The 23228-nt window shown below is 59.1% G+C and carries 17 protein-coding genes and 2 pseudogenes; 10 read left to right on the plus strand and 9 right to left on the minus strand.

Features of this window, described 5'->3' with window-relative positions; genetic code table 11:
- Window positions 1-1227 precede the first annotated feature (1227 nt).
- Window positions 1228-1482 carry a hypothetical protein gene (locus V1288_RS07060; protein WP_334356374.1) on the plus strand — a complete coding sequence of 85 codons (255 nt, stop codon included), beginning with the start codon at window positions 1228-1230 and terminating at the stop codon, window positions 1480-1482.
- A gap of 757 nt (window positions 1483-2239) precedes the next feature.
- Window positions 2240-2959 carry a response regulator transcription factor gene (locus tag V1288_RS07065; RefSeq protein ID WP_334356375.1) on the plus strand — a complete coding sequence of 240 codons (720 nt, stop codon included), beginning with the start codon at window positions 2240-2242 and terminating at the stop codon, window positions 2957-2959.
- A 274-nt stretch (window positions 2960-3233) separates the two neighbouring features.
- On the opposite strand, the gene V1288_RS07070 is transcribed toward V1288_RS07065, so the two are convergent.
- The 3 genes from V1288_RS07070 to V1288_RS07080 form a co-directional block, all read right to left on the minus strand.
- The gene (locus V1288_RS07070; protein WP_334356376.1) at window positions 3234-3653 is read right to left on the minus strand and encodes a hypothetical protein; all 420 of its coding nucleotides are present in this window, start codon (window positions 3651-3653) and stop codon (window positions 3234-3236) included.
- Window positions 3654-4337: 684 nt separating this feature from the next.
- On the minus strand, window positions 4338-5312 hold the full coding sequence (locus V1288_RS07075) for a hypothetical protein (RefSeq protein WP_334356377.1): 975 nt from the start codon (window positions 5310-5312) through the stop codon (window positions 4338-4340).
- 460 nt (window positions 5313-5772) lie between these two features.
- The gene (locus V1288_RS07080; RefSeq protein WP_334356378.1) at window positions 5773-7482 is read right to left on the minus strand and encodes an Ig-like domain-containing protein; all 1710 of its coding nucleotides are present in this window, start codon (window positions 7480-7482) and stop codon (window positions 5773-5775) included.
- Window positions 7483-8078: 596 nt separating this feature from the next.
- Between V1288_RS07080 and V1288_RS07085 the strand changes: the two are divergent.
- Window positions 8079-8747 (plus strand): annotated as a pseudogene (locus tag V1288_RS07085) (transposase); the annotation flags it as partial.
- 257 nt (window positions 8748-9004) lie between these two features.
- Here V1288_RS07085 and V1288_RS07090 read toward each other — a convergent pair.
- Window positions 9005-9145 (minus strand): hypothetical protein, encoded by a 141-nt coding sequence (locus V1288_RS07090; protein WP_334356379.1) that lies wholly within the window; start codon window positions 9143-9145, stop codon window positions 9005-9007.
- Window positions 9146-9655: 510 nt separating this feature from the next.
- The gene (locus V1288_RS07095) at window positions 9656-9829 is read right to left on the minus strand and encodes a hypothetical protein (protein WP_334356380.1); all 174 of its coding nucleotides are present in this window, start codon (window positions 9827-9829) and stop codon (window positions 9656-9658) included.
- Window positions 9830-9992: 163 nt separating this feature from the next.
- Here V1288_RS07095 and V1288_RS07100 point away from each other — a divergent pair, with 163 nt between their 5' ends.
- The 3 genes and pseudogenes from V1288_RS07100 to V1288_RS07110 all read left to right on the plus strand — a co-directional run bounded on the left by V1288_RS07100 (window position 9993) and on the right by V1288_RS07110 (window position 13966).
- Window positions 9993-12902, plus strand: a complete 2910-nt coding sequence (locus tag V1288_RS07100) for a hypothetical protein (RefSeq protein ID WP_334356381.1) — start codon at window positions 9993-9995, stop codon at window positions 12900-12902.
- Between the two features lie 34 nt (window positions 12903-12936).
- Window positions 12937-13356 (plus strand): annotated as a pseudogene (locus V1288_RS07105) (IS91 family transposase); the annotation flags it as partial.
- Between the two features lie 400 nt (window positions 13357-13756).
- Window positions 13757-13966 carry a hypothetical protein gene (locus V1288_RS07110; protein ID WP_334356382.1) on the plus strand — a complete coding sequence of 70 codons (210 nt, stop codon included), beginning with the start codon at window positions 13757-13759 and terminating at the stop codon, window positions 13964-13966.
- 194 nt (window positions 13967-14160) lie between these two features.
- On the opposite strand, the gene V1288_RS07115 is transcribed toward V1288_RS07110, so the two are convergent.
- Entirely contained in the window at window positions 14161-14313 is a 153-nt protein-coding gene (locus V1288_RS07115; protein WP_334356383.1) for a hypothetical protein, read from the minus strand.
- Window positions 14314-14710: 397 nt separating this feature from the next.
- A complete protein-coding gene (locus V1288_RS07120) occupies window positions 14711-15595 on the minus strand; it encodes a LysR substrate-binding domain-containing protein (RefSeq protein WP_334361220.1) in 885 nt (294 codons plus the stop codon).
- A gap of 247 nt (window positions 15596-15842) precedes the next feature.
- On the opposite strand from V1288_RS07120, the gene V1288_RS07125 reads away from it, so the two are divergent.
- The 3 genes from V1288_RS07125 (at window position 15843) to V1288_RS07135 (ending at window position 18678) form a co-directional block, all read left to right on the plus strand.
- Window positions 15843-16361, plus strand: coding sequence for a nuclear transport factor 2 family protein (locus tag V1288_RS07125; RefSeq protein WP_334356384.1), 519 nt, complete (start codon window positions 15843-15845; stop codon window positions 16359-16361).
- Window positions 16301-17245, plus strand: coding sequence for an MBL fold metallo-hydrolase (locus V1288_RS07130; RefSeq protein ID WP_334356385.1), 945 nt, complete (start codon window positions 16301-16303; stop codon window positions 17243-17245). Before V1288_RS07125 ends, V1288_RS07130 begins: the two co-directional genes overlap by 61 nt.
- Window positions 17246-17511: 266 nt before the next feature.
- Window positions 17512-18678, plus strand: coding sequence for a Kelch repeat-containing protein (locus V1288_RS07135; RefSeq protein WP_334356386.1), 1167 nt, complete (start codon window positions 17512-17514; stop codon window positions 18676-18678).
- Between the two features lie 33 nt (window positions 18679-18711).
- Here V1288_RS07135 and V1288_RS07140 read toward each other — a convergent pair whose 3' ends face one another.
- Window positions 18712-20019, minus strand: coding sequence for an MFS transporter (locus tag V1288_RS07140; protein ID WP_334361221.1), 1308 nt, complete (start codon window positions 20017-20019; stop codon window positions 18712-18714).
- Window positions 20020-20356: 337 nt separating this feature from the next.
- Here V1288_RS07140 and V1288_RS07145 point away from each other — a divergent pair, with 337 nt between their 5' ends.
- On the plus strand, window positions 20357-21175 hold the full coding sequence (locus V1288_RS07145; RefSeq protein WP_334356387.1) for a lytic transglycosylase domain-containing protein: 819 nt from the start codon (window positions 20357-20359) through the stop codon (window positions 21173-21175).
- 119 nt (window positions 21176-21294) lie between these two features.
- On the opposite strand, the gene V1288_RS07150 is transcribed toward V1288_RS07145, so the two are convergent.
- A complete protein-coding gene (locus V1288_RS07150) occupies window positions 21295-23085 on the minus strand; it encodes a peptide ABC transporter substrate-binding protein (RefSeq protein ID WP_334356388.1) in 1791 nt (596 codons plus the stop codon).
- Window positions 23086-23228: the final 143 nt, after the last annotated feature.

Raw genomic sequence — 23228 nt, forward strand, 5'->3', positions numbered from 1 at the left:
CGCCGACTACGAATTTCCTACAAGCGTGTGGCGTGTGATGACAATCCTTCGCGAGCTGGGTTTTGAGAACATAAAATGCTATCCGCACACACGGCATATCCGACAATCAGTGAGCGCAAGCATCGGATTTACTGCTCGCTGAGCGGCTCCAAATACGCAAATATCACGACTATCATTATATGCTAAGCGCCGTGCGGGCCTGAAATACCCTACACCGGAGCGCTTCGAGAAAGCGGCACTTACCACGTTCAGCACGTGACTGGCGATCAACGTTCGCCCTCGGGCTGCAAGGGGCGCGCAATCTCCGGCCTGTATTTGTCGCGAGATGGAACGTCAGGAATATCCTCCGTTACAGCGAGGAGAAACGACGCCTGATATCAGGGCTCTTGGAAGCGGAAATCTGGCTGCGCGCCTCGATCCAGCACCCGTGGCGGCCGCCTACAAGGCTTTTCGACCTGGCTTAGGAGAATGAAGGCCAATCATTCTAGCTTTGGTCGCAACTAGTCGGTCCAACTGCGATCCCCACACTCGCATTTGAACATATGGATGACATCCCCGTTTTCGGAATCTATGACTGTTCGGACTAGTTCTAGCTTTTTCTTGCAGAAACGACACCTTCGGTCGGATGCATCTGGCAGATGTGCAATCGTCTTGGCCTTCAACAGATCCATTGTTCACCCTCCGCGAGAGGCAATACAGATAGACCGTTGGGCGGTCGGGACACGGCCTCAGCACGGGAGAGCATCGAGCCGATATTATCGGCTAAAGCTGGGAGCTCTGTAGCCGAGCTTAGCTAGGTGCATGTGGCTGCCGGTCCCTAGGAAAACACCAAGTATCCAGCCTGTATTGACGACCGTCAACTTACGGTGCCTAAACGAAGTTTCGCATCAGCTCCTGCGTTCGAACGGCAGAACGCAAGAACAGTTCGCTCTACTCGATCTTGCAGTATCTCATTACGGCTCTGGTGACTGGCCAGAATGAAGCGCGCCGGTTTGCTGATAGCCAGTGGCGGCATTGGCGACGAGTAGCATCCAGCCGGCGTAGCTGCGGCTGATGTGTGGCCGACGCTTCTCTGACGATTCAATTATTGACGGCCGTCAATTCAATGACGAGCAACACATTTATTCTACAGGCGGGCGAGGCCTTTCCGCGGCGTGAAACTGCCGTCAAAGAGTCGGCCCCACGAATGAGGAAAGAGCGGCACTTGTTTCAAGAGGAGAGCGTGTTTTGCAATCCGACGCTTACATCCTCGATAAGTATCGGCGGCGGGTTCTTGCCGGTCTGACGCCGGAGGAAACGAGTGAGTTCGAAATTCTAGACGCACAGCTTCCGTTCGATGGAAAGCCAGTCTCGACTCCCACCCCATCACCTCTTTCTCCAAAAGAGCAGCGATGGCTGGAACTGCACGAAAAGATGGAAACAGCTCGCGAGAATAATCTTGCGCGTGGATACTGGCGTTGTCTGACGAAGGTTGGCGGATGAGATATATCGAATGATATATCGCCGAACTTGGATGGGCATAATGCCCGCGCCGGCTCGAAACCTGTTCTCTGGTCAATCGAAGGAGCGAGGGAGAGATAGTTCCGAATCTCATTCTTGCGATGGAACTACCATTTGCGGCAAGGACCGCCATCTCGCGCCTGCTCGGGCGTGGGCGCATGTAAGGTCAAATGCCGGCGCCTGGAATCGTTCACGGCGGAACCGACGGCGGAGGCATTCGTGATCAGGCCGCGATCTGCAGCCGGCGCGTCTATGAAGGAAGCCGACTGAATGCGGAGCGCGACGGAGCAAGCAAACCTTTGCGGTTGGCTCATTGCGACTGAGCGCATTGGAAAAAAGACATGCCAGGTCAAACTCAGCGATGTGGACCAACGTTGCGATGCAAATCGCAGCAGTAGCGAGTGCGATCAATCGGCACGTTTTTTGCTCATCCTGGTCATCTGATGCGCTCCTTCGAGGCCGGCCTACCTTTTTAGGGGTGCCGGTCAAGAGCTGCCCGCGACCCTTCACGCTGGCGGTCAACTGGGGCAGCGACGGCTGTAGGTGCCTTTATGCATGGTACTGGGTGGATGGGGCTGCACGATCATTGAGGAACTAAGTGATCGGATCAGAATTGAAAACTGCTTGTGAAAACGCTGGATAACACGGTGTGCGGCTTACCATCAAACTGAAACGTCCGCCTGGATCCAGCGAAAGGGAGTGTTGAGACTGCGAGTGGTATCCGTAGAGGACGAGTGCCGTGTCAGTAATTCTCGTGGTCGACGAACACAGCATCTATCGAAGTGGACTCAGGAAGGTCATAGAAACGCGTTTTCCGCATTTTCGTGTCGTTGAGGCGTCAAGGCTCCCCCACTCAGACATCAGCGAAGCTTTCAACTTGATTCTGATCGATTCCGGCAGCCTGAGCTACGGCACCATGGAGCTGCTAGCTGAATGGCATGAGGTGAGGCCGAAGGCACGTATTGCCGTTCTTTCTGGAGCCAAGAGCAGGGTCGAAGCACTGCACTATCTTTCAGTTGGCTTTCACGGCTTTTTGCACAAGCTTCAGTCAGAGGAGGAGTTGCTTGACGCCATCCACGATTTGCTCTCGGGTCGCATTTACATTCCGATCTGGGTTGTCGAAGGCGATGCGGACGACGATGATGACATTTCATTTCGCGAAGATGTTGAGCAGGAAACCCTAAAATTGACGCGCCGCCAGAATGAAGTCCTGACCCTGCTTGCTCGGGGGATGTCCAATAAGGAGATCGCGCGAGAACTAAATATTGCCGAAGGCACGAGCAAGATTCATACTGCCGCGCTACTGCGCGTCCTTGGCGCACGAAATCGGACCGAAGCGGCTTTCAAGGCAGCGAAGATCGTAAGATCAAGAGGGCATGACAAGAGCCTCCAGAACGGGACCCCTGCAATCCACAGGTCGTGGCTTGATTGGGGAAAAGCTCGCAAATTCTCCGCCTAATCGAGAAGCCACGGGAATCGCTCAAGACCGAATGCGGGACCGGTCCGGCCTCCGCGTTGTCGCCGAGGCTTGCGTCCCGATTATCCATTAACTGACAATCCCTGCCGCGGCGATCCGACAGCCCTTCTCTCGTTGTTCGATAACCACCCCTGCCTCAACGAGCGGCTCGAGGTGGCATTTCGGGATCGAAGGTCGAGTAAGGGTTGTTTTGCCGGCATCGGCGCTCTGAGGTGAAACCGGTATGGCCGCAAAATTCCCGCCGGTTTCATTGTCCTCAAGCAGATTCCTGAAGTCCTGCAATTAACTGGCGGATCCGGGCCACCACCGCTTTCGCAGAGGCTTCGCCTTCAGTTACTTCGTAGGAGTGCTCGGCGAACAAGCTAACAGCCTGAGCTTGGTCGAGTTCGAAGAAAGTCTTCACTGCACTCCAACCTTCCAGATCACGGAACGTCGGAGTGAGTTCGCCATTTTGCTTGCCCACCTCCCATGACAAACCATCTTCTGCGAAGATGCCTGAGCAGCACGCAAGACCAATAGCGCACGCCGCTGTGTTGCACGACCGCTCGCCAAGCCAGAGAAATCCGCCTCGTTGAATCTTGGATTTGCCCCAACCTTGAAGGTTGAAGCGAGGGGAGTTACCGTCGCGGTAGTCCTCCAAGAGTGCCGCCAGGCGTGTCAGGCGTTCGCGGTTCATTTTCCGTCCGTAGCCTCTTTCCGGAATCGAAGCAATTCGCTAGCTAAAAATGCGCTGGCGGTGTCCACACCGTATCGTCATGATCGTGCGGCTCCTCGCCCGCTACCAGATCAAGCGCGCAACTCTAGAATTTCAAGCCTTGGTCGATCGATGTATCAACGCAAGGGATGTCACATTGATACATGCCGCCGCGCATCCGATCAATCCATGACTGCGCCGAACCCTTCCTTGTCAGCTCAGCGCGGTCTCATGGGCGAGAATGTTCCTCCTACAGCACCATGCCGTATTTGATGCCATGTTCCTCCAACTGGACCAGGAACGATTGGAACCGCTCGGGCGGGCGGCGATGACCATCTCGTTGACCGCTAGTGTCCTAGAGCCTCCGCCTTCTGGCGAACCAAGATTTGTTCGCTGGCCCGCTTCAACATCTGCATGCGCTGATGCGGCTGCTCTGTTCGCGTGACAGGCCGGAGACGCTCGAAATGCTGTCGCGTAGCCCTTCCAGTACGATGCGGATCTTCTCTTTGGCCGAGTACTGCCGACATGTCTGGCGCCGAATGTCCTTCAGCACTTTGTTCTGCCGGTGCTTTATCCTTTATCCGGGCCGGATTTCTGTTTCATCTTCGCTCCTTGCGGCTACGATGATCTAGGAATTCCTCCCTCCGTGAAGCCCCTCAGTTTATCTCATGGGCGCTGACGGGGAACAGGGCGCAGGCAAGGTGATGGCATGTTCGCAGTGCGTCGCGCGCTGGTCGGCTTTACGGAATTGGCAGCTTCGGCAAGTGGCGGAGGCGGATCTGCCCGAAGCTCCGAAGGGTCGCCGGAAAAGAAGATTAGGATGGACCAATCCGTCGATAGCTCAAGCCAGTTGCTGTTGCCGGCTCCTTGATTGCTACCTGAGCCTGGCTCAACTGCGGCGTCCGGGTCGCGCCACCAGACCGCTCCAACGTTGGCTACGAGTCTCAGTTTCGGATCGGTCGTTTTCATGTCCATTTGGACGTACACGGCGTCCACGCTTCCGGCTGCATAGGCGCCTCGCTTCGCTATCCATAACACTCGATTGCGGCCAGGCGAGGGGGTGTCGATGACGATTACCCCGTTCGGTTGGGTCTCAATTTTCATTTCGGTGGCAGTATTTCTGGCACTGGTAGCGGCGAACTGGGCTCCCGTGATTTCGTCTTGGCTCTGGTCCTGTACTAGGTTCCATTCCTTGCTGCCGCGGAGGTGCACGTACGTTTTTGCGTTTGCGACAATGATTTTTGCATCGGGGCTGGAATAGGCGGGCGCACCAAACATTGGATAGATCGTTCCCAAAGCTGTAACGGCCGTAAAATTCGAAGGCGGGGCACTGCCTTGGGGTGGCTTGTACGCGCCGCTGCACCAGGAGTAGGTGCTGGGCACTCCAGCGGGAAATGCTTCACTGCCGCCCGGGGTGTTTTGCGCGATGGCATCCAGCGTAGGTGCGGTCTCTGTAGCTCCGCTCGAAGGCCTCATCGGTTCGTTTGCCGAAACGGGGCCCCTCGCCGCAACACCAAGAATCACCGCCACTCCGACCCGCAAGAACAAGGTCGGCAGCTTCCGCAGGAAGCGGACGGCGCCATCTCCAAACATTGCAAGCCGCGAGAGCAAAGAGGCAAATTCACTAGAATTGGACAGCATGAGAATGATCCTTCACGCTGGATAGGCCACTTTGCATATAGGTTAGGCACAGGATCAGTAGCCCCGACTTGACCAATCTCAAAAGCAGCTGGTTTTGTTCGCGTAAGTCCATGCGGACAGCTGAGTGCTCTCCTTGCTATGGCCAGCTGGACGACCCGGTCGGACGGGCACATGGGCCGAAGGATGCCCGCTACCCGAAAGAAAGGCACATCGGACGGACGTATACCCCGCAAAGGGGCTGTGCGGTCGTGTCCCGGTCCGCTCTTAATTGATCATGGCTGATCGCTCAGGGGCAAGCGTGAGACATCCGGGTGGGATGCAACACCGTCACTTCCGCTACTCAACCCAGCGAAAGAATGGAGGAATTTCGATTGTGATCTGGACTTGGCAGCGTGTCCTCCCGCCAGCGAAGCCGAACCGTGGCCGTGCTGACGGGAGAAACGGTACGCTACCGGTTCGGCTAGCTCGCTTTAGCCAATGTCTGAGCCAATGTTGCCGACAAGTCGGTCCGATTTAACCCTCCGCTGAGACCAGCTCCAGTGTCGGCAAAACTTGTCGCCGCAAACTGGTTCACCAAATTCATCGGCTGTAGGCTGATGGCACTTTGCTGGACTGCGCTGGGTTTGCTGACCAGGCTGACGTTGTCATAGAGCGCGCCGTGGCCGTCGGCACCTTGGCCTGCGGCCTCGCGGAAGGTGAGGCGGTCTTGACCGCCGGTGCCGGTCACCGAGAAGTGGTGGGTTTGCCAGTTGCTGCCGGGCGGGACAGTGGCGACTACCTTATCGTTCCACAAAACTTCGATCGTGTTGGTGCTCAGGCCGGAGTCGGACCGCGACCGCGCATCGAAAGAGAGATCGTAGCTCTGCCCCGCAGTGGTCTTCACGGCTTGGTAGAGACCGTCACGAGCGCCTTGATAATCGAGTTCCCCAAAGTTCGACCCGTTGGTGGCCTTGACGTTGTTGAGATTGTTCCACAACTCGATCGTCCCGCCGCTTATCGCCGTCCAGCCCGGTATCGAACTGAATCCGGCCCAGCGGCCCGCAGCCAGGGATGAGGCTTCGAAGGATCCGTTCACCAGGAGGTTCTCGCCACTTGGCGCTGGCGTCTGCGTTGGGGGTGTTGGCGACGACGGAGATGAAGGAGCTCCCGCGCCGTCCACCTTCACACTTAACAGCGACGACGCCGAACTGGTGTTGCCGGCTGTGTCAGTGGCCTTCGCAGTAAAGTTGTGCGAGCCGGTCGCCAAGTTGCTCGTCGCGACGCTCCAGGTGCCGCTCGCGTTCGCCTTTGCCGTGCCGATCTGCGTCGACCCATCGAACAGTTTGACGGTGCTGCCGGCCTCTGCCGTGCCAGATAACGTCAGAACGCTCGCGGTTGTGATCTTATCCCCGACCGCGCCGGTATCCGGCGTAAACGCTGCAATCTTGGGCGCTGCGGGAGCCGTGGTGTCCGGATTGGTTGTGACCGGAGGCGTGTTCACAGCTCCGCGCAACGGAGGAGGCAGATTGCCCTGAAACTCCGCTGTGGTCGTGGAATAGTAGCCAAGCGTCTTCCATTGCGTCGAGAGCTCAACCCAGTTGGTGCCACCGATGCCTGGATTGTTGCTGTGGTCCTGAAGATAAGGGGCGTTCGCGTCGCGCCACCAGTCGGCGCCCACCATGGCAACCAGGTTTGCGTTCGCATCCGTTGTCCTCATGTCCATTTGGACATAGACGGCGTCAATCGTTCCGGCCTGGTAGGTGCCTCGCGACTGAAACCAGAAGTGATCATTGTACCCGTTCGGCGGGGCATCGAAAGATGCGCCTCCGCCCGACAGGGGGCTCACGTTCATCGCGTATCCACCGTTATTAGTGAAGTCGGTGACGAAATGACCGCCGGTTATTGGAAGTTTTGACTGGTCCTGGACCAAGACCCATTCGCCCGTTTGTTTGATGCGGACATAGGTCTTCGAATTGGCAACCTCGACGTTTGCGTTTGGATTTGTGAGGGGTTGTCCCTCCTGGTGATAGACCTGTCCCCACCCTTCAACTGCGGTGAAGCCTGCGGGCGGCGTATGCAGCCCGTCGTCGTTCCAGCCTTTGTACCAGTTCCAGCTGTGCGGTACGCCCTGTGGAAAGCCTTCGCTCATGTTGAGCGTGTTTTGCGTGACGATGTCCGATAGTGATGCCATTTAGAAATATTCCCTTGTTATTTTGCATTCCCCCAAGTTCTGAGCATTGCCTGCACATTGTTCATGTGTGCAGCGAAAGCGGCCGGACGCTGGCAACACAATTTGTCGCGAATGTGTTGGATATCTCATACACGTGTATAGCCGAAAATGCAGGCAGCGCGCCTCGCCAATATCCTTTGAGTTCAAAGCATGTTGCATTGGCCGCGGCAAAACGTCCGTAGCGGTTTTCAAACCCGAGACAGCGCTCACCGCGGTCAAGCGAGAATGGGTATTTGCAGATTTTTGGGCCGGTCCGCGCAGCGAGCCATAACGACGGCGATAGTTGGGCCAATATTAGCCACTCTGTGTTGGCGAGAGGCCTCAATCATGATCGTTTGCGGCGAGTCGGAGGCATCTCATTCCGGATGGATCATCATCCGACGTAACGCCTGAAGGGGGCGATGAGTGCCGTCGGCGCCGATGCACCGCTTCGTCGCAGCGACGAGGATGACGCTTCGGATTCAATTTTCATGTGTTGACGGCCCCGGCGGATCAAGATGTTTTTGACGGTTTGAAAGTGAGGGGACGGTAGCGGTCATGTGTCCGGCCGCCGCCGTACCAAGCACCATCTGATTGTGACGCATGAGGTGACGAACAGCGGCTCACATCGGGCTCAACCGGCCAATATGGCCAAGCAGGCCAAGGCTGTTCTCAAGACCGAGACGCTCGATGCCGTGGCCGATCGCGGCTACTTCAGCAGCCTGGAGATCCTCGGGTGTCACGAGGCCGGCATCACAGTGACTCTGCCCAAGCCGATGACGTCGGGTGCCAAATCGGAGGGGCGCTTCGGCAAGCAGGACTTTGCCGATTTGCGAGAGGAGGACGCCTATCGCTGTCCAGCCGGAGAGCAACTGCCATATCGCTTTACGAGCGAGGAGGACGGCAAGCGGCTACGGCGCTACTGGACCACAGCTTGTCAAGTTTGTTCGCTCAAATCGCAGTGCACGACAGGGCCAGAGCGGCGGATTCCGCGATGGGAGCATGAGCATCTGCTCGAAGCTGTGCAGCAGCGCCTCAATGCAAACCCACAAGCCATGCGCCAGCGTCGCGAGACGGTCGAGCATCCGTTCGGCACGATGAAGGCCCGCATGGGAGCGACACACTTCCTCACCAAAACGCTTCCAAAAGTAGCCGCCGAGATGGCTCTCTCGGTCCTCGCCTATAACCTGACACAAGTGATGAACATCGTCGGGACCAGGCCGCTAATAGCTGCAATCGTGGCCTGAGACCGAACCGGTCTTGGCTTCTCACCGACTCCCTGGAAAAGGTGTTTTTACACGGCCAAGACCCATCTCCGACATCACCCCGCCCGCAGGCCCTCACAGAACCGCTCCTGCCCTTTGGTGGCGCCGCGGGTTTTGGTTCGGGCTGCGCAAAGCACTCCTTTGCAAGACGAGAAACGGCAGACGCGCTTCAAGACCATGAGTTACGACGTCAGGGGTGGTGTTGAGGGTGACGCAAAACTTTCGGTGATGACAGGCCTTTAACCGCCATACTTCAAAATCATGCCCATAATGCCGACGAGCAGCAAAGGCACGACGAGCCACAGCGGCTCGCTTCTCAACTTCGCGATTGGGCCAAACACCACAATACAGACGGCCAGGCTGATCCAAAACAACGCCATTCCTGGGAACCTTTTTTCGCTCCGAAGGGTCCTTAACCAGCTCTCACCTTCGCAGCAATCACCATTTGCCCCGTTGGAAAATCACTGCACCGAAAACCCGCCGCGCAGGATGCTGTGCTGCTTCAGCCAGTCGATTCCTCGGCGGTCGAGCTCGTGACCAAAAACGGAAAGCCACAGCGCTCGAGGTGGTCGCGCATCGCTTCCTGCGACGACGACAACCGGCCAGAGCCGCGCCGTTTCAATTCGAGGAAAACCATCTGCCGCCCAGGTCCGGCAAATTGCAAGTCAGGCCAGCCGGCGACGACGCCGAGCCGCCTGCACCGGTTCGCCTTCACCGGTATTGCCGCTGGTGGTATGGATGCACCGCAAGCGCGGACTAAGCTAGCGGCGGGTCACGTCGAGCAAAAACGCATGGCTCTGGAATTCGGTCGGGTGCCGGCGCGATCCGGCCGCGCTGCCGTTTGCCATGAAACAGGTGCAATTGCCGCGCTGGCGCCGCCGTCACGACGCTCACCCGATGATCGCCCGCAGCCTGGCCGGCGTTGATGCCGCCGCCGCCGCACTGCTGCGCTCGGCCAGCCGGCCGCGAAGCTCGGCAAGTTCGAGCCGGAGCGCATCGACCTCGGCCCGCAGTTGCTCTCGTGCCTGCCGCTCCTCGCCAATGAGGGTACCGGCCGCCGACATGGCCGCTTTCAGGCTTGTCGTGAACGATGAACACCATCTCCCCCACAACCGCGAATGCCTCCAACGGTGCGCAATTCTTATATTGACGAGCATCAAGTCAGAGGCGCCGCTCCCAGCGGAGTATCCAGCTCCGTGCTACTCGCAGAATAGGCGTCTTTTTACCATGCGCCACGCGATTGAGACCGCACCGAGAGATGGGAAAGTCGTCATTCTCGAAGATGACGCGAGGGAGAACTGCTGCGTCGCCTACTGGTCGCTTGAGGCGGGTGAATGGGTCGGGGGAGACGGCAAAACCAGCAAGATCACGCCGACCCATTGGCATCCAATACCGCGCGACAATGGATCGAGCACCTTCTTTCAGGTCGGGCCATCGACGCGGCGCCGTCTTAACTACTTCGTCGCGGCCATGGCGGCGGCGGTCATCGGCCTGTTTCTCTCTGCGACCTTGGACACCCGTCAGCCGGGTATCATTAGGATCAGCGCAATCGAGCAGGTCGTCGCGCAAGGCAGCCAATTGCCGAGCCAGAACCCGAAGATTGCGCTCCCGGCGTCTGACCCCATCGAGGCCGATCACGCCAACGCGTCCGAGAAAACGCAGCAGGTCTGGCAAGTTTCAGTTGGGGCCGAACCGGAAGCCGAACAATCCTTAAAGCGGGATCCTGCCAAAGCCTTGGCGCAAGAGCTGACCGAAGCCCGGCGTATCATCGAGGAACGCGATGCGCAGCTGCGGGCGGAAACCGCGAAGAGCGCACAATTGCTCGAACAGGAGCGAGAGAAAACGACAGCTCTCGCGCAGGAGGCCGCGGTCGCGCGACAAAAGCTGACCACAAGCACAGCGCAACATCAACGAGCGCTCGCCGAGGCACGGCGCGAAATTGACATGCAAGCGGCGCAATTGCGCAAGGCAAGCGAACTCGCCGCGGCGCGGGAACAAATTGAGATGCAGGCGTCGCAATTGCGCAAAGCGAGCGAACTCGCCGCGGCGCGGCGCGAAATTGAGATGCAGAAACAATCGGTGCAATTGCGCCAGGCGAGCGAAACCGTGCAGCTCAAGCAGGCAGAAGCCACAGAGAGCGCAACATTGCTCAAACAGGAGCGCGAGAAAACGGCGGCCCTCGCGCAGGAAGTCGCAGTCGCACGCCAAGAGCTGACCACGAGCACGGCGAAACAGCATCAAGCGTTGGATGAGGAACGCCAGCGCCGCGCCGCACTATGGAGCGAACTCGCTGCGGCAGAGCGCAAAGTTGAGACGCAGTCGGCGCAATTGCGCCAGGCGAGCGAAACCGTGCAGCTCAAGCAGGCAGAAGCCACAGAGAGCGCAACATTGCTCGAACAGGAGCGCGAGAAAACGGCGGCCCTCGCGCAGGAAGTCGCGGTCGTGCGGCAAGAGCTGACCACGAGCACGGCGAAACAGCATCAAGCGTTGGATGAGGAACGCCAGCGCCGCGCCGCACTATGGAGCGAACTCGCTGCGGCAGGGCGCGAAGTTGAGACGCAGTCGGCGCAATTGCGCCAGGCGAGCGAAACCGTGCAGCTCAAGCAGGCAGAAGCCACAGAGAGCGCAACATTGCTCAAACAGGAGCGCGAGAAAACGGCGGCCCTCGCGCAGGAAGTCGCAGTCGCACGCCAAGAGCTGACCACGAGCACGGCGAAACAGCATCAAGCGTTGGATGAGGAACGCCAGCGCCGCGCCGCACTATGGAGCGAACTCGCTGCGGCAGAGCGCAAAGTTGAGACGCAGTCGGCGCAATTGCGCCAGGCGAGCGAAACCGTGCAGCTCAAGCAGGCAGAAGCCACAGAGAGCGCAACATTGCTCAAACAGGAGCGCGAAAAAACGGCGGCCCTCGCGCAGGAAGTCGCGGTCGTGCGACAAGAGCTGACCACGAGCACGGCGAAACAGCATCAAGCGTTGGATGAGGAACGCCAGCGCCGCGCCGCAGCGGCGAGCGAACTCGCGACCGCGCAGCGCGAAATTGAGATGCAAGCGACGCAGTTGCGCAAGGCAAGCGAGGAAACAGGGCAGCCCGAGCAGGCAGAAGCCACAGAAAGCGCAACATTGCTCAAACAGGGACGCGAGAAAACGGCGGCCCGCGCGCAGGAAGTCGCGGTCGCGCGGCAAGAGCTGACCACGAGCACGGCGAAACAGCATCAAGCGTGGGATGAGGAACGCCAGCGCCGCGCCGCACTATGGAGCGAACTCGCTGCGGCGCAGCGGGACGTTGAGACGCAATCGGCGCAATTGCGCCAGGCGAGCGAAACCGTGCAGCTCAAGCAGGCAGAAGCCACAGAGAGCGCAACATTGCTCAAACAGGAGCGCGAGAAAACGGCGGCCCTCGCGCACGAAGTCGCAGTCGCACGCCAAGAGCTGACCACGAGCACGGCGAAACAGCAACGAGAGCTCGCCGAGGCACGGCGCGAAATTGAAATGCAAGCGGCGCAATTGGGCAAGGCGAGCGAAACCGTGCAGTTCAAGCAAGCGGAAGCCACGGAGAGCGCAACATTGCTCAAACAGGAGCGCGAGAAAACGGCGGCCCTCGCGCAGGAAGTCGCAGTCGCACGCCAAGAGCTGACCACAAGCACGGCGCAACAGCAACGAGCGCTCGCCGAGGCACGGCGCGAAATTGACATGCAAGCGGCGCAATTGCGCAAGGCGAGCGAACTCGCCGCGGCGCGGAAACAAATTGAGATGCAGGCGACGCAATTGCGCAAGGCAAGCGAGGAAACAGGGCAGCCCGAGCAGGCAGAAGCCGCGGAAAGCGCACGATTGCTCGAAGAGGAGCGCGAGAAAACGGCGGCCTTCGCGCAGGAAGTCGCGGTCGCGCGACAAAAGCTGACCACGAGCACGGCGAAACAGCATCAAGCGTTGGATGAGGAACGTGCGCGCCGTCCCGCAGTGGGGAGCGAGCTTGCGACGCAGCGCTCGTCCCCAATCCCAAGAAAGCCGCCAAGGCTCAATAGAGGACACAACGCAAGACAAAGCTGGGGGCCAGTGCTCTGGCTATGGGGCCTTGATCCTGGCGCTGCCTCCCGGTGGCAAAGAACAACCCGCTCGAGACGGCAGCCGGCTGGCTAACCGCCGACGTGACGCGGGCGACCGAAGTCGACTTCGGATCAATGCGGTCCACAACGCCGGCCACCCGAAGTTCTTCGGCGATCATGCCGCTCTCGCCGACGCGCAGGCGTTCGCGGCCTATCTGGCACCGCTACGCTGAGCCGAATGGGTGGTCTATGCCAAGCGCCCGTTCGGCGGGCCACAGGCCGTGCTGGCCTATCTGGCGCGCTATACCCATCGCGTCGCCATCGCCAACAGCCGACTGATCGCCTGCGATCGCACCAGTGTCACCTTCCGGTGGAAAGACGATCGTGCCGATGGTCGCGATCGCCAGAAGCTCATGACACTCTCAACCGGCGAGTTTATCCGCCGCTTCCTCATCCACATCCTGCCGCACGGCTTCCACCGCATCCGCCACTATGGCCTGTTGGCCAGCGGCACGCGCGTCGACAACATCGCCCGAGCCCGCCGCTTGAATAGTCTGCTAATGTCGGCAGCAAATTCCCCAAGCGTGCGATGGCGCTGATACACCGCAAGTTGCCCAACGGGGCCAAGTGAGCGCGGGGGCGGCAGGCTACGAGCTTGACAACAGCGCTTCGGTCCGTTCGATTTGCACGCTACAGCGCGCAGGAGTTAGCGGCGGCATCAGAGAGCCTTTTATTTGGCACCGTAGGCGATATAGATCACGGATCTCCGGCAAATGAGCTACGCGTAGGTGGCGTCGAACAAGTTAGCAGGAGCCTCGTCAGCTACCACTAAGGCAGCGCCTCCTTGTAAGCCCGCGTCGACGGCAACGTCGCGGCATGAAATGCCCATCTCGCTCAGCGGAGCTTGATTCGATCGTGGGGGGTTCATCGAAGCACATGCAGAATCCCATGGTTGACAATGATAACAACAAACGGCGCCGGCTCGTCGAGTTCAAGGACGGTTGCCGCTATGGTAAATTCGGAAGGACTAAGGCTTATGAGTTGATCGCCCACGAGAGGATCAGGGCCTACAAGATGGGAGGCAAGACGATGATCGACCTCGATAGCGTTGATGAATATCACACTTCGCTGCCCAGGGTCGAAACGAAGGCAAGCTAGGCCGCCGATCTGCGCAGCGAGACGGCGGTGCGCAGGCTATCGAGGCGATCAGACTAATGCTGCATTAAACGCACGCGTTCGGCCCAAAAGGGCACGGCTATAGATGCCGGGATCTTGTTCTTGTCGCCCTTGCCAAGCTGACGCCGTACCATCTCGTCGCGCCGCGGCGTTTTTTTCTCCGTTTCGTGGGCGAGTTAGGCTTCCACTACATCGTCGTTGAACGCGCCTACTCGTTGAGCGAGGTCGACGCGGTCGAGCGGAAGCCGTGCGCGCAGTCGTCGCCGCCAGGGGCTATCGCAGCCCATGATCCCCAGCGCCTTGTTCAGCGTGTTGTCGGACATTGGCATGCCATTTTCTTTGGACGTCCAGCAGATCGCGGATCAGCGGCGCGCGATCGGCGCTTTCGGCGCCGGCGTTGCGTGCGCATGACAAAGACCCGCCCTTGACCTCGCAATATCATGTTAGGTCGATCCCGCCTGGATTTCGAGTCAGAGCCGGGTTCGATTCCGGTCGGGGCGATTGTGCAGACCGGATCGGCATGGAGCGTGACTGCTGCCGTGGCGGCCTCCCATTTTATTTTTTGCCAGCTAATGGCGCGCGTCATCTTGTTGGTATTTCTGTTGGTATCGGCAGCCATCGACGATGAAAATTACTGCAAATTCAGATTGTTATGGTATTAGGCAATTGCCGGCCAGGGGCACCAAGCGGGCATCCGCCCTCATCCGCCAACGTTCATTTTCATTGTTAAGAGGCTCGCAGCGCGTTCGTCAGTGCAGACAGCGCAGCCGGCTGATGCTGACGACTTGGGTAATACATGAAGAATCCGGGAATTGGTGGCGTCCAGTCTTCCAGCACACGAATAAGGCGACGCTTGGCAACATACTCTGAGACCTGCTCTTCGAATGCGAGCCCCAGGCCGGCGCCAGCGAGTGCCGCCTGAATCACCAGATGGGTATCATCGATGATAAGCGGGCCATTCACGCCGACCGTGACCGCCTTTCGTCCTTTCTCGAATTCCCACCGATATGGACCGCCCGGAAGACGCAGGCCTATGCATCGATGGTCATTTAGATCCTTGGGCTTCCGAGGAATGTTTCGTGATGAAAAATAGCTGGGCGATCCGACCACCGCCAATCGCAGCTCCTGGGTGACCCGCACTGCGATCATGTCCTTTTGAATGTACTCACCGAGTTGAATACCGGCGTCGAACTCGCCCGCAACGAGGTCTACAGGGCCAGTGACAGTAACAACGTCAAGAACGATGTCAGGGTAGGCCTCCGCGAATGCGGTGAGCCGCGGCAACAATACCATCACAGCAGCCGACCGGGACATTACAATTCGAAGGCGTCCTGCAGGTCGGTGCCGAACGTTTCGGGCTTCATTGATAGCACGAGCAATTTGCTCAAGTGCCGGAGCCAATTCTTTCAAGAGAGCTGCCCCTGCAGCTGTTGGTGCGACGCTCTTGGTTGTTCGAGCAAGAAGCTGCAGCTCAAGCCGCTGCTCAAGTCCCCGGATCGTGTGGCTCAGGGCAGACTGAGACACACCAATCTTTGCCGCCGCCCGCGTAAAGCTTCGTTCTCTGGCGACGATTGCAAACGTAGCGAGTTCGTTCAGTTCGTTTCTCATGATTTATGAATATCATTCATAACCCCATGTTGTCCAACGCGGCTAGTTTCATAAGCTACTTTGTCCTAGGTTTGGGCAACAAGGAGACTTGAGGCAACTTTCCGCGCGTTTTGGCCGGCTTGGCGCTCGGCACAGGTAGCTGGGGCTATGAGCTGTTCGTTGTAACAACTTGGGACGGATATACCCGGCAATTTCAGCCTTTATCTGAAGAACGCAACTTAAGTTCACGGGGACTTTTTGGAAAAGCAAAATGGATCGACGAGCATTTTTGAGCCGATCTGCCAGCGTGACTTTTGGAGCTACGCTCGTCAGCGCTCCTGGTTTGATGCTTGGAGACCGGACTTTCAGCCATGCGCAGTCTCCTCCCGTTCCAAACAACAACCTCATGGATAGCAAGCTTATGGATACCGATGCTCGTGCCTTGCGCTCTTTAGCGCAGACCTATTTCGACGGTGCCTACGAAATGGATGCTGACAAGTTTGCGTCCATATTTCACCCCTCGAGTTCCGTGACCAAGGTCGGCGACGACGGCAACGTGAGCGTGACGCCAATTGCGACGTGGCTAGCAGCCGTCCGCAACTTGAAAGCTCCGAAACAACAGGGCCTGGAGCGCCACGATCAGGTCCTATCGATAGACGTTGAAGGAGAGCTCGCGCTTGTGAAGTTGAAATTGCAGATTCCGCCGCGTTACTTCACGGACATGTTGTCATGCTTGAAGGTCAACGGAACCTGGAAGATCGCTCAGAAAGTGATGACTTCGAAAACCTAACGGTTCAGTGCTACTTTACAAAATTTCATCACACGCTTGGCAGGTTGTCCGTGGAATTTCTGTCACAAGGCGCCAATACCTTCGGCTGCGCTTCGGGATCGTGGAAGATTTGGTCACTCTCTGACGGATATGTCGACCTGCCCGCAGAATCTCTCAGGCATCCCAACAACAAAATGTGCAAGCCGGCCGAATCGCCACAGCAGGACGATTCGCTGGTTCGATTGTCGGTCAACTGCTTCCTATTCGATCGCTCTGGCATCGACCGCGTATTGATTGATTGTGGAGCGGGTGGGAGTTGGGACCCGTCCATGGGTCACCTCGTGGAGGCGATGGCGGAGGCAGGCGTCGAAACGTCATCGATCACTGTGATCGCCCTCACTCATGCTCATGGCGACCACATCAATGGTCTCCTAATGCCTGACGGTCGACGAGCATTTAACAGCCTGAGGAAGATTATGATAGGGCAAGACGCCGTTGAGGAGTTTCTTGCCGAGCCAAAGCTAGAGGAGTTTCGTCCTCTCCTTGCCCCCATTAACGGAGGAGACCGGCTGGCCGATCATTTACTGGCGGTGGCAATACCTGGCCATGCTCCGGGCCATATGGGTTATCTCCTCAGCGCTGGCGACGACGATATCTTATTCTGCGGCGACCTGATCCACGTTCCTGCTGCACAGTTTGCCCGTCCCGAGCTTACTTGGGCCCATGACGATGACGAGTCCATAGCGAGGGCTAACCGGATCAAGTTGCTTCAAGGTGCAGCGGATACACATATTTGGCTAGCCGGCGCTCACCTAGGTCGACCAGGTATCGGTAGAGTAGTTGAAGAGGGGGAAGGATTTGCGTTTATTCCGGCCGCGAAGCCGCCGACTACCGAATTATCTTGATACTGGTGCGTTTGCGCAGCCGCGCGATCGTCAAGACGGTGGCGACGGGCTATCTTCTGATGTGCGAAATTCCTTGCCGATTTCCTGCCATCGCTTCGATCCCTTGGCGCGGCTGCGATCGCCGCCAGCGCCGAAGCTGAAAGCCAGGCCGTAACTTCACCTGCAATTGAGTGCATCGGCGCGGCAGTTCCCGCCGTTGTCGTCTTGACCGCGATCGCCTTTGTTACGACCATTGATGATCCAGCCACGCCAGCTCAGGAGTTCTCATGTCGTCGACTTCCGATCTGCCGCGTCTGAACAGGAGGGCTTTCGTTGCCGGCGCTGCGAGCGCAACCATCTGCTGCACGCCGGCACTGGCTCAGCATTCCGGCCATGGCACGCCGCCAGGCGCGGCGCTACCTGAAGCAGCACCCGCGTCCGACCCATTCGCCAGACTGCAGGGAGGCACGCCGCATCACCTCACGACCGAGCAGATGGCTCAGCGAAAGATCGAAAGCCCCGCGCCGAAGGGCCCGCCGGGACACTGGATGCCCAAGGCGGCGTTGCCGCTGCCGCGAAGTGAAATGGCCTGGGCCACAGCCTGGGCGGGGCGGATGCATATTGTCGGCGGCTATGGCGAAGGACGCGTCGACCGCGCCTATCATCATGTTTACGATCCCCGTGATGACCGATGGTTCAACGCCGCGCCATTGCCGCGCGGCGCCAACCACGTCGCTGTCGTGGCGGATGCCGGCCGGGTCTACGCGCTTGGCGGCTTCATCGAACAGAATCGCAATCCGGATCCGAATGCGTATGCCTACGATGTGGCTGCCGACAAGTGGACGACCATCGCGCCCCTCTCGCGTTCGCGCGGCGCTGCCGCAGCGCTCGCGCTTGACGGAAAGATACATCTGATCGGCGGCGCCGGGGCTCCCACCAATGAGCGAGCGAGCGTCGGTTGGCATGAGGTCTATGATCCGCAAGCCGACAAGTGGGAAATCCGAAAAGCGCTGCCGGCGGCGCGCGACCATGTCGGAGCCGTTGCTTACAACGGCATGATCCATATCATCGGCGGCCGCTTCAACACCTTTGAATACAACACCGATCTTCACCACGCTTACCTGCCGTCACTCGACACATGGAAGGAGCGCGCGCCGCTACCTACGGCGCGTTCCGGCCACGGCCTCGTTGTCTACCGCGACCGCTTCTTCGCGATGGGCGGCGAATACGGCGTGCAGGACAGAGGTCAGATTACGCAAGCCGCCGTATTCGGGCAGATGGAGAGTTACGATCCCCAGACGAACACCTGGCAGTCTCATGCACCGATGACGACGCCGAGGCATGCGGTGGGCGCTACCACCATTGGCGATGCGATCTACGTTGCCGGCGGCGGAGCGGTGACAGGCGGCTCGGTCCAGTCGTCCGTGCACGAAGCTTTTACGCTGGCGGCTTGACTGCGGCCGGACCGCGTTGACTTAAGGCAACCGTCATCGAGTTGCGGTCGTATCGCGGCGGCGCAAGGGTGCTGGTTCCCGCGCGTCGGTAAAGCCAAACCAGACAAGCGGCACGGCGATGCCGCAGAGAATGGCCATCACGACGAAGGCCCCGCCACCATAGCTGGCATAGAAAAAACCTGAAAACAGCGTCAGGGCCGCGGTCACCGCGCCTGCCCCAAAGGCGTAAAGCGCCTGTGCCGTCGCAGCCAGGTGAGTGGGAACGAGCGCGGCCATCATGCGCATGCAGGCGAGATGGAGCAGCGCGAAGGTCAATCCGTGCAGCGGCTGCAGAAGCGCGAGCACCGTGACCGAATTCGTTACGCCGGCGATCGACCAACGCAAGATTCCGGCCGCGGCGGCGAGCGCAGCCGCATTACGCGCCCCGAACCGCCTGAGCAACGCCGGACCGGCCAGAAAGAACACGATGACTTCTGCGGCAACCGCTTCCGACCACAACAAGCTGATGACGGACGTGTCTATTCCAGCATTGCTCCACCGGATCACGGCAAATGCATCATGCGTGGCGTGGCTGCCATAGATCAGCGCCGAGACGAGAAGCAGAATTCGAAACCGCGCGATCGCAACAAGCCCGCGAACCGCGCGCGCAATCTGCGATGTACCGCCATGCCGCGCCAGTTGATTGGGGACCTTGGGAACCAACGCGGTTGCGCCGGCGGCGGCGATCAGCAGCGCAGCGTTCAGCCAGATCACCCGCGTGAGGTCGGTTGGGCTTATGAGCTGCCCGACGAGCAGCGTGCCGCAAACGAAAGCCGCGGACGCCGAACCGCGAATCCAGCCGTATTCAAACGGCCTCCCCGCCCTCTGTGGCCTGGCTGCGTTGACCGACAACGCGTCGGCGATCGATGTCGTCGGCGCCAGCGCTGCTGCTTGAACCAACGCCACCAGAAGCAACAGCCAGAAGCCATCGGCCCACAGCAATGCAACGGCTGTTGCGGCCGCTAAGCCAATGCAGGATGCGAGCACAAGGCGCAACGATTGCACGACATCGGCGAAGATTCCGACAAGGGGACCGGCGACAAGCCGCATCAACAATGCAGCCGCCAGGATGATGCCGATCTGCTCAGGCGCCAGCGCTCTGGTCTCGAAAAATTTCGGCCAGAACGGCGAGGCCACGCCAAACGCACCATACAGCGCCGCGTAAAGAGCGATGTAGGCAATCGGCCCACGAGAACCTGTTCCGTTCCGATTACATCGGAACGGGTCTCTCGATTCTTGATTTAACGCGTTTTCTTTACGCGAACCGGCTTCCACTTCGCTTGAAAACGCTCTCACGCGCATTGCCAAGTTCCCTCGGTAGAATTACGGGCACGAAAGCCATCGCTCTGCCGCAGTTCATCCGCGAAATGTCCACATCCAACTTCTATCCGGCCGGCCATCACCCACCATGGATGGAAAGTTGATGCGATATCTTTTCGCCGCTGTGATTGCTGCGTTTGCAGTCGCCGCGGATTTTGAAAGTTCCAATATCAAGTCAGTATGGACGGAACCATCTTTCGTCGTCGCCGAAGCGGAACCCGCCGCACCATCGAACTCCCAAGCCGGAACTGTGACTGCGTCGGCTGAATCTTCGCAAGGAGAGAAGCCAACAAGTGTTGCCGCGTCATCCGAGACGATGATGGCGGCCGATGCCGCAGTTCATGCCGCTGCGTCGATCAACGAGGAACCCGCGCCATCGAATGTGATCTGCGAAGCGGTCAGGACTGCCGCTGAGGAAAACGAGATCCCGATCGGATTTCTCGTGCGCTTGCTGTGGCAGGAAAGCAGGTTTCGTTCCGAAGAAGTCAGTCATGCAGGCGCGCAGGGCATTGCGCAATTCATGCCGCAAACGGCGGTCGAAATGGGCTTGAAAAACCCGTTCGATCCGCTGCAGGCGATTCCTGCATCGGCAAAATTTCTTCGCAAGCTTTACAATCAGTTCGGAAATCTTGGGCTTGCGGCGGCCGCCTACAATGCGGGCGGCGGCAGGATCGAGAGGTGGCTTTCGCGACGCGGCGCGCTCCCGAAGGAAACGCGCGCTTACGTCAAGATCATCACCGGCCACAAGGCCGAAGCCTGGACCGACGAAGAGAGCACCGTCCACATGCCGACCGATCTGCCGCAGAAGGCGCCATGCGAGGGCGTCGGCGGCCTGTCACGACAGGACCAGATCGCGGCTGTGAATGTCGACCTGACGCCTTCCGCCAGCGCGCTGTTGCGCAAGGCAGAGGCTGACGAGGCCGAGGAGAAGAGGAACGCGGCTGCGAGGAAGCTGCGCGTTGCCGCTAGTTCGGCGGCCGGACGTGGCGGCGTGGCATCCCGAAAGACAAATGCCCGCGCGGTCCTGCTGGCGGCCAAGGCATCGGCGCGCAAGCCGGGAAAACAAGCCGTGCGTCTCGCGTCGGCTTCTTCTACCGCTGGCCGCACGAAGTCATCGAGGGCCGCGCGGGAATTGTAGCTATCGATCTATCGCCAAATGAAAAGAAGCCCGCGTCGCCCGCGGGCTTCTTTTTGTGGACTTGCGGTGACGGTGCACGCGATCGACACGTGACGCCCGCCACATCCGAAGGCCTGATCTCACGCGTCCCGGTACCAGCTCGCGAGCTGCCACAGATCGTTGTCCCAGCCCGAGATATGCGCGGTCAGCTTGGCGCCGAGCGCAGCGACCCGGGTGCGGGAGATGATGGGCTGGATGTAATTGTCTGTTACGACGAGGTCGTTGAGCTTGATGAACAAAGCCGCGCGCTTCACCGCGTCGAGCTCCCGTTCGACCTGCTTGTAGATCTCGTCGTATTCCTTGCTTTGCCAGCGCGAGACATTGCGCCCCTGCCACTTGTTTTCCTTATTCGCCACCTGCCACGACACATACTGGTTCATGAAGAACTGCGGATCGGCCTGCGGCATGGTGGTGTTGTACATCTGCGCGTCGCAATAGAAATGCGTGTAGGTGTCGGGATTGGCAGTATCGGAGGAGAAGAACACCGATCCCACCACCGACTTCAGTTCGACGTCGATGCCCGCTTTCTGGCACGCCTGCTTGAAGATGGCCTGGGTCTTCTGCCTGGGCGCATTGATCGAGGTCTGGAACACGAACTTCAGCGGCTTGCCGTCCTTGGCGCGAATGCCGTCGCCGCCCTTTTTCCAGCCGGCGGCCTCGAGGATCTGGTTGGCCTTCTCGATGTTGAATTCGAACTTGGTGTTTTTCGATCGGAAGCGCTCCGGATTGTTGAGGAAGTTGGCGGTGGCCAGGGCCGTTCTGCCATAGATGAATTTCTCGATCGAGGCGCGATCGATCAGGAGATTGATGGCCTGGCGCACGGCCGGATCGCTGAACAGCGGATGTTTGGTCTTGATGCTGGCGCGCTCGCCGTCGACTTCGACCGCAGGATCGGTCGAGTTGAGCGACATGAATTCGACATTGCCTGACGGCGTGATGCTCACCTTGCCCTTGCCGACGGCTTCCAGCTTCTGCAGGATCTCGTCTTCGACCAGCATATTCCAGGCATAGTCATATTCGCCGGTCTGCAGCACCGCGCGCGCCGCCGACACCGCGTCGCCGCCGCCCTTGACCTCCACCTCATCGAAATGCGGCCGGTTGGCGACGTGGTAGTTGGGATTGATCTTGCCGCGGAGCATGTCGCCCGGCTTGAAATCCACGAACATATAAGGGCCGGTACCGACCGGCTTCAGATTGTGCGGCGCCTCGCGCGACCTGGCGCCGACGTAATCCTTGAACAGGTGTTTCGGGATGATCATGCCGTAGTTGCCGACAAAGGCATCGGCCCAGAACGGCGTCGGCTTGGCAAAAATCAGGCGGACGGTGAAGTCGTCGATCTTCTCGACCGTGATGTCCTTGTAGTTGGCGATCGAGACCGCCGCGGTCTCCGGCGTTCTGGCATATTCCCAGTTGAAGACGACATCATCTGATGTGAACGGCATGCCGTCATGCCATTTGACGCCGCGTTTCAGCTTCCAGATCACCGAGCGACCGTCCTCGGCCAATCCGTCATTCTCCTTGCTCGGTATCTCGGCAGCGAGCATCGGAACCAGATTGCCGTCGCCATCCCATCCCGCCAGCGGCTCGTAAAAGAGCCGGCAGCCTTCCTGGTCCTTGGTGCCGACGGCGAAGTGCGGATTGAGCAGGGTCACGGCCTGCCAATACATCAGTTTCAAGACGCCGCCGCCGCCGGCCTTGGTCGGCTTGTAGGGCAGTGCGGTCGCAGCCATCGCGACCCCGGACTGGCTCAGCATCATCCCGGCCATCGGCGCCGAAAGGCCTACGGCAATCATTCGCTGGACAAAGGCCCGCCGCGACAACCGGCCGGTCTTGACGTCTGCAATCAGGTCTCGAAGTTCCCGCTCTTTCATGGGGCCGGCTCCCTCACTGGTGGTGACTGCCTGGGTCACGCTCGACGATGGAAATGGATCAGGTCAGCGCGAACCTGTCAAAGCAGGATACGGGCCATCCCGTCACGTCAGGTCGATTTTTCCAAGTCGATTTTTGCCAGATC

This window comes from Bradyrhizobium sp. AZCC 2176 (assembly GCF_036924645.1).
In the GTDB taxonomy this organism is placed as follows: domain Bacteria; phylum Pseudomonadota; class Alphaproteobacteria; order Rhizobiales; family Xanthobacteraceae; genus Bradyrhizobium.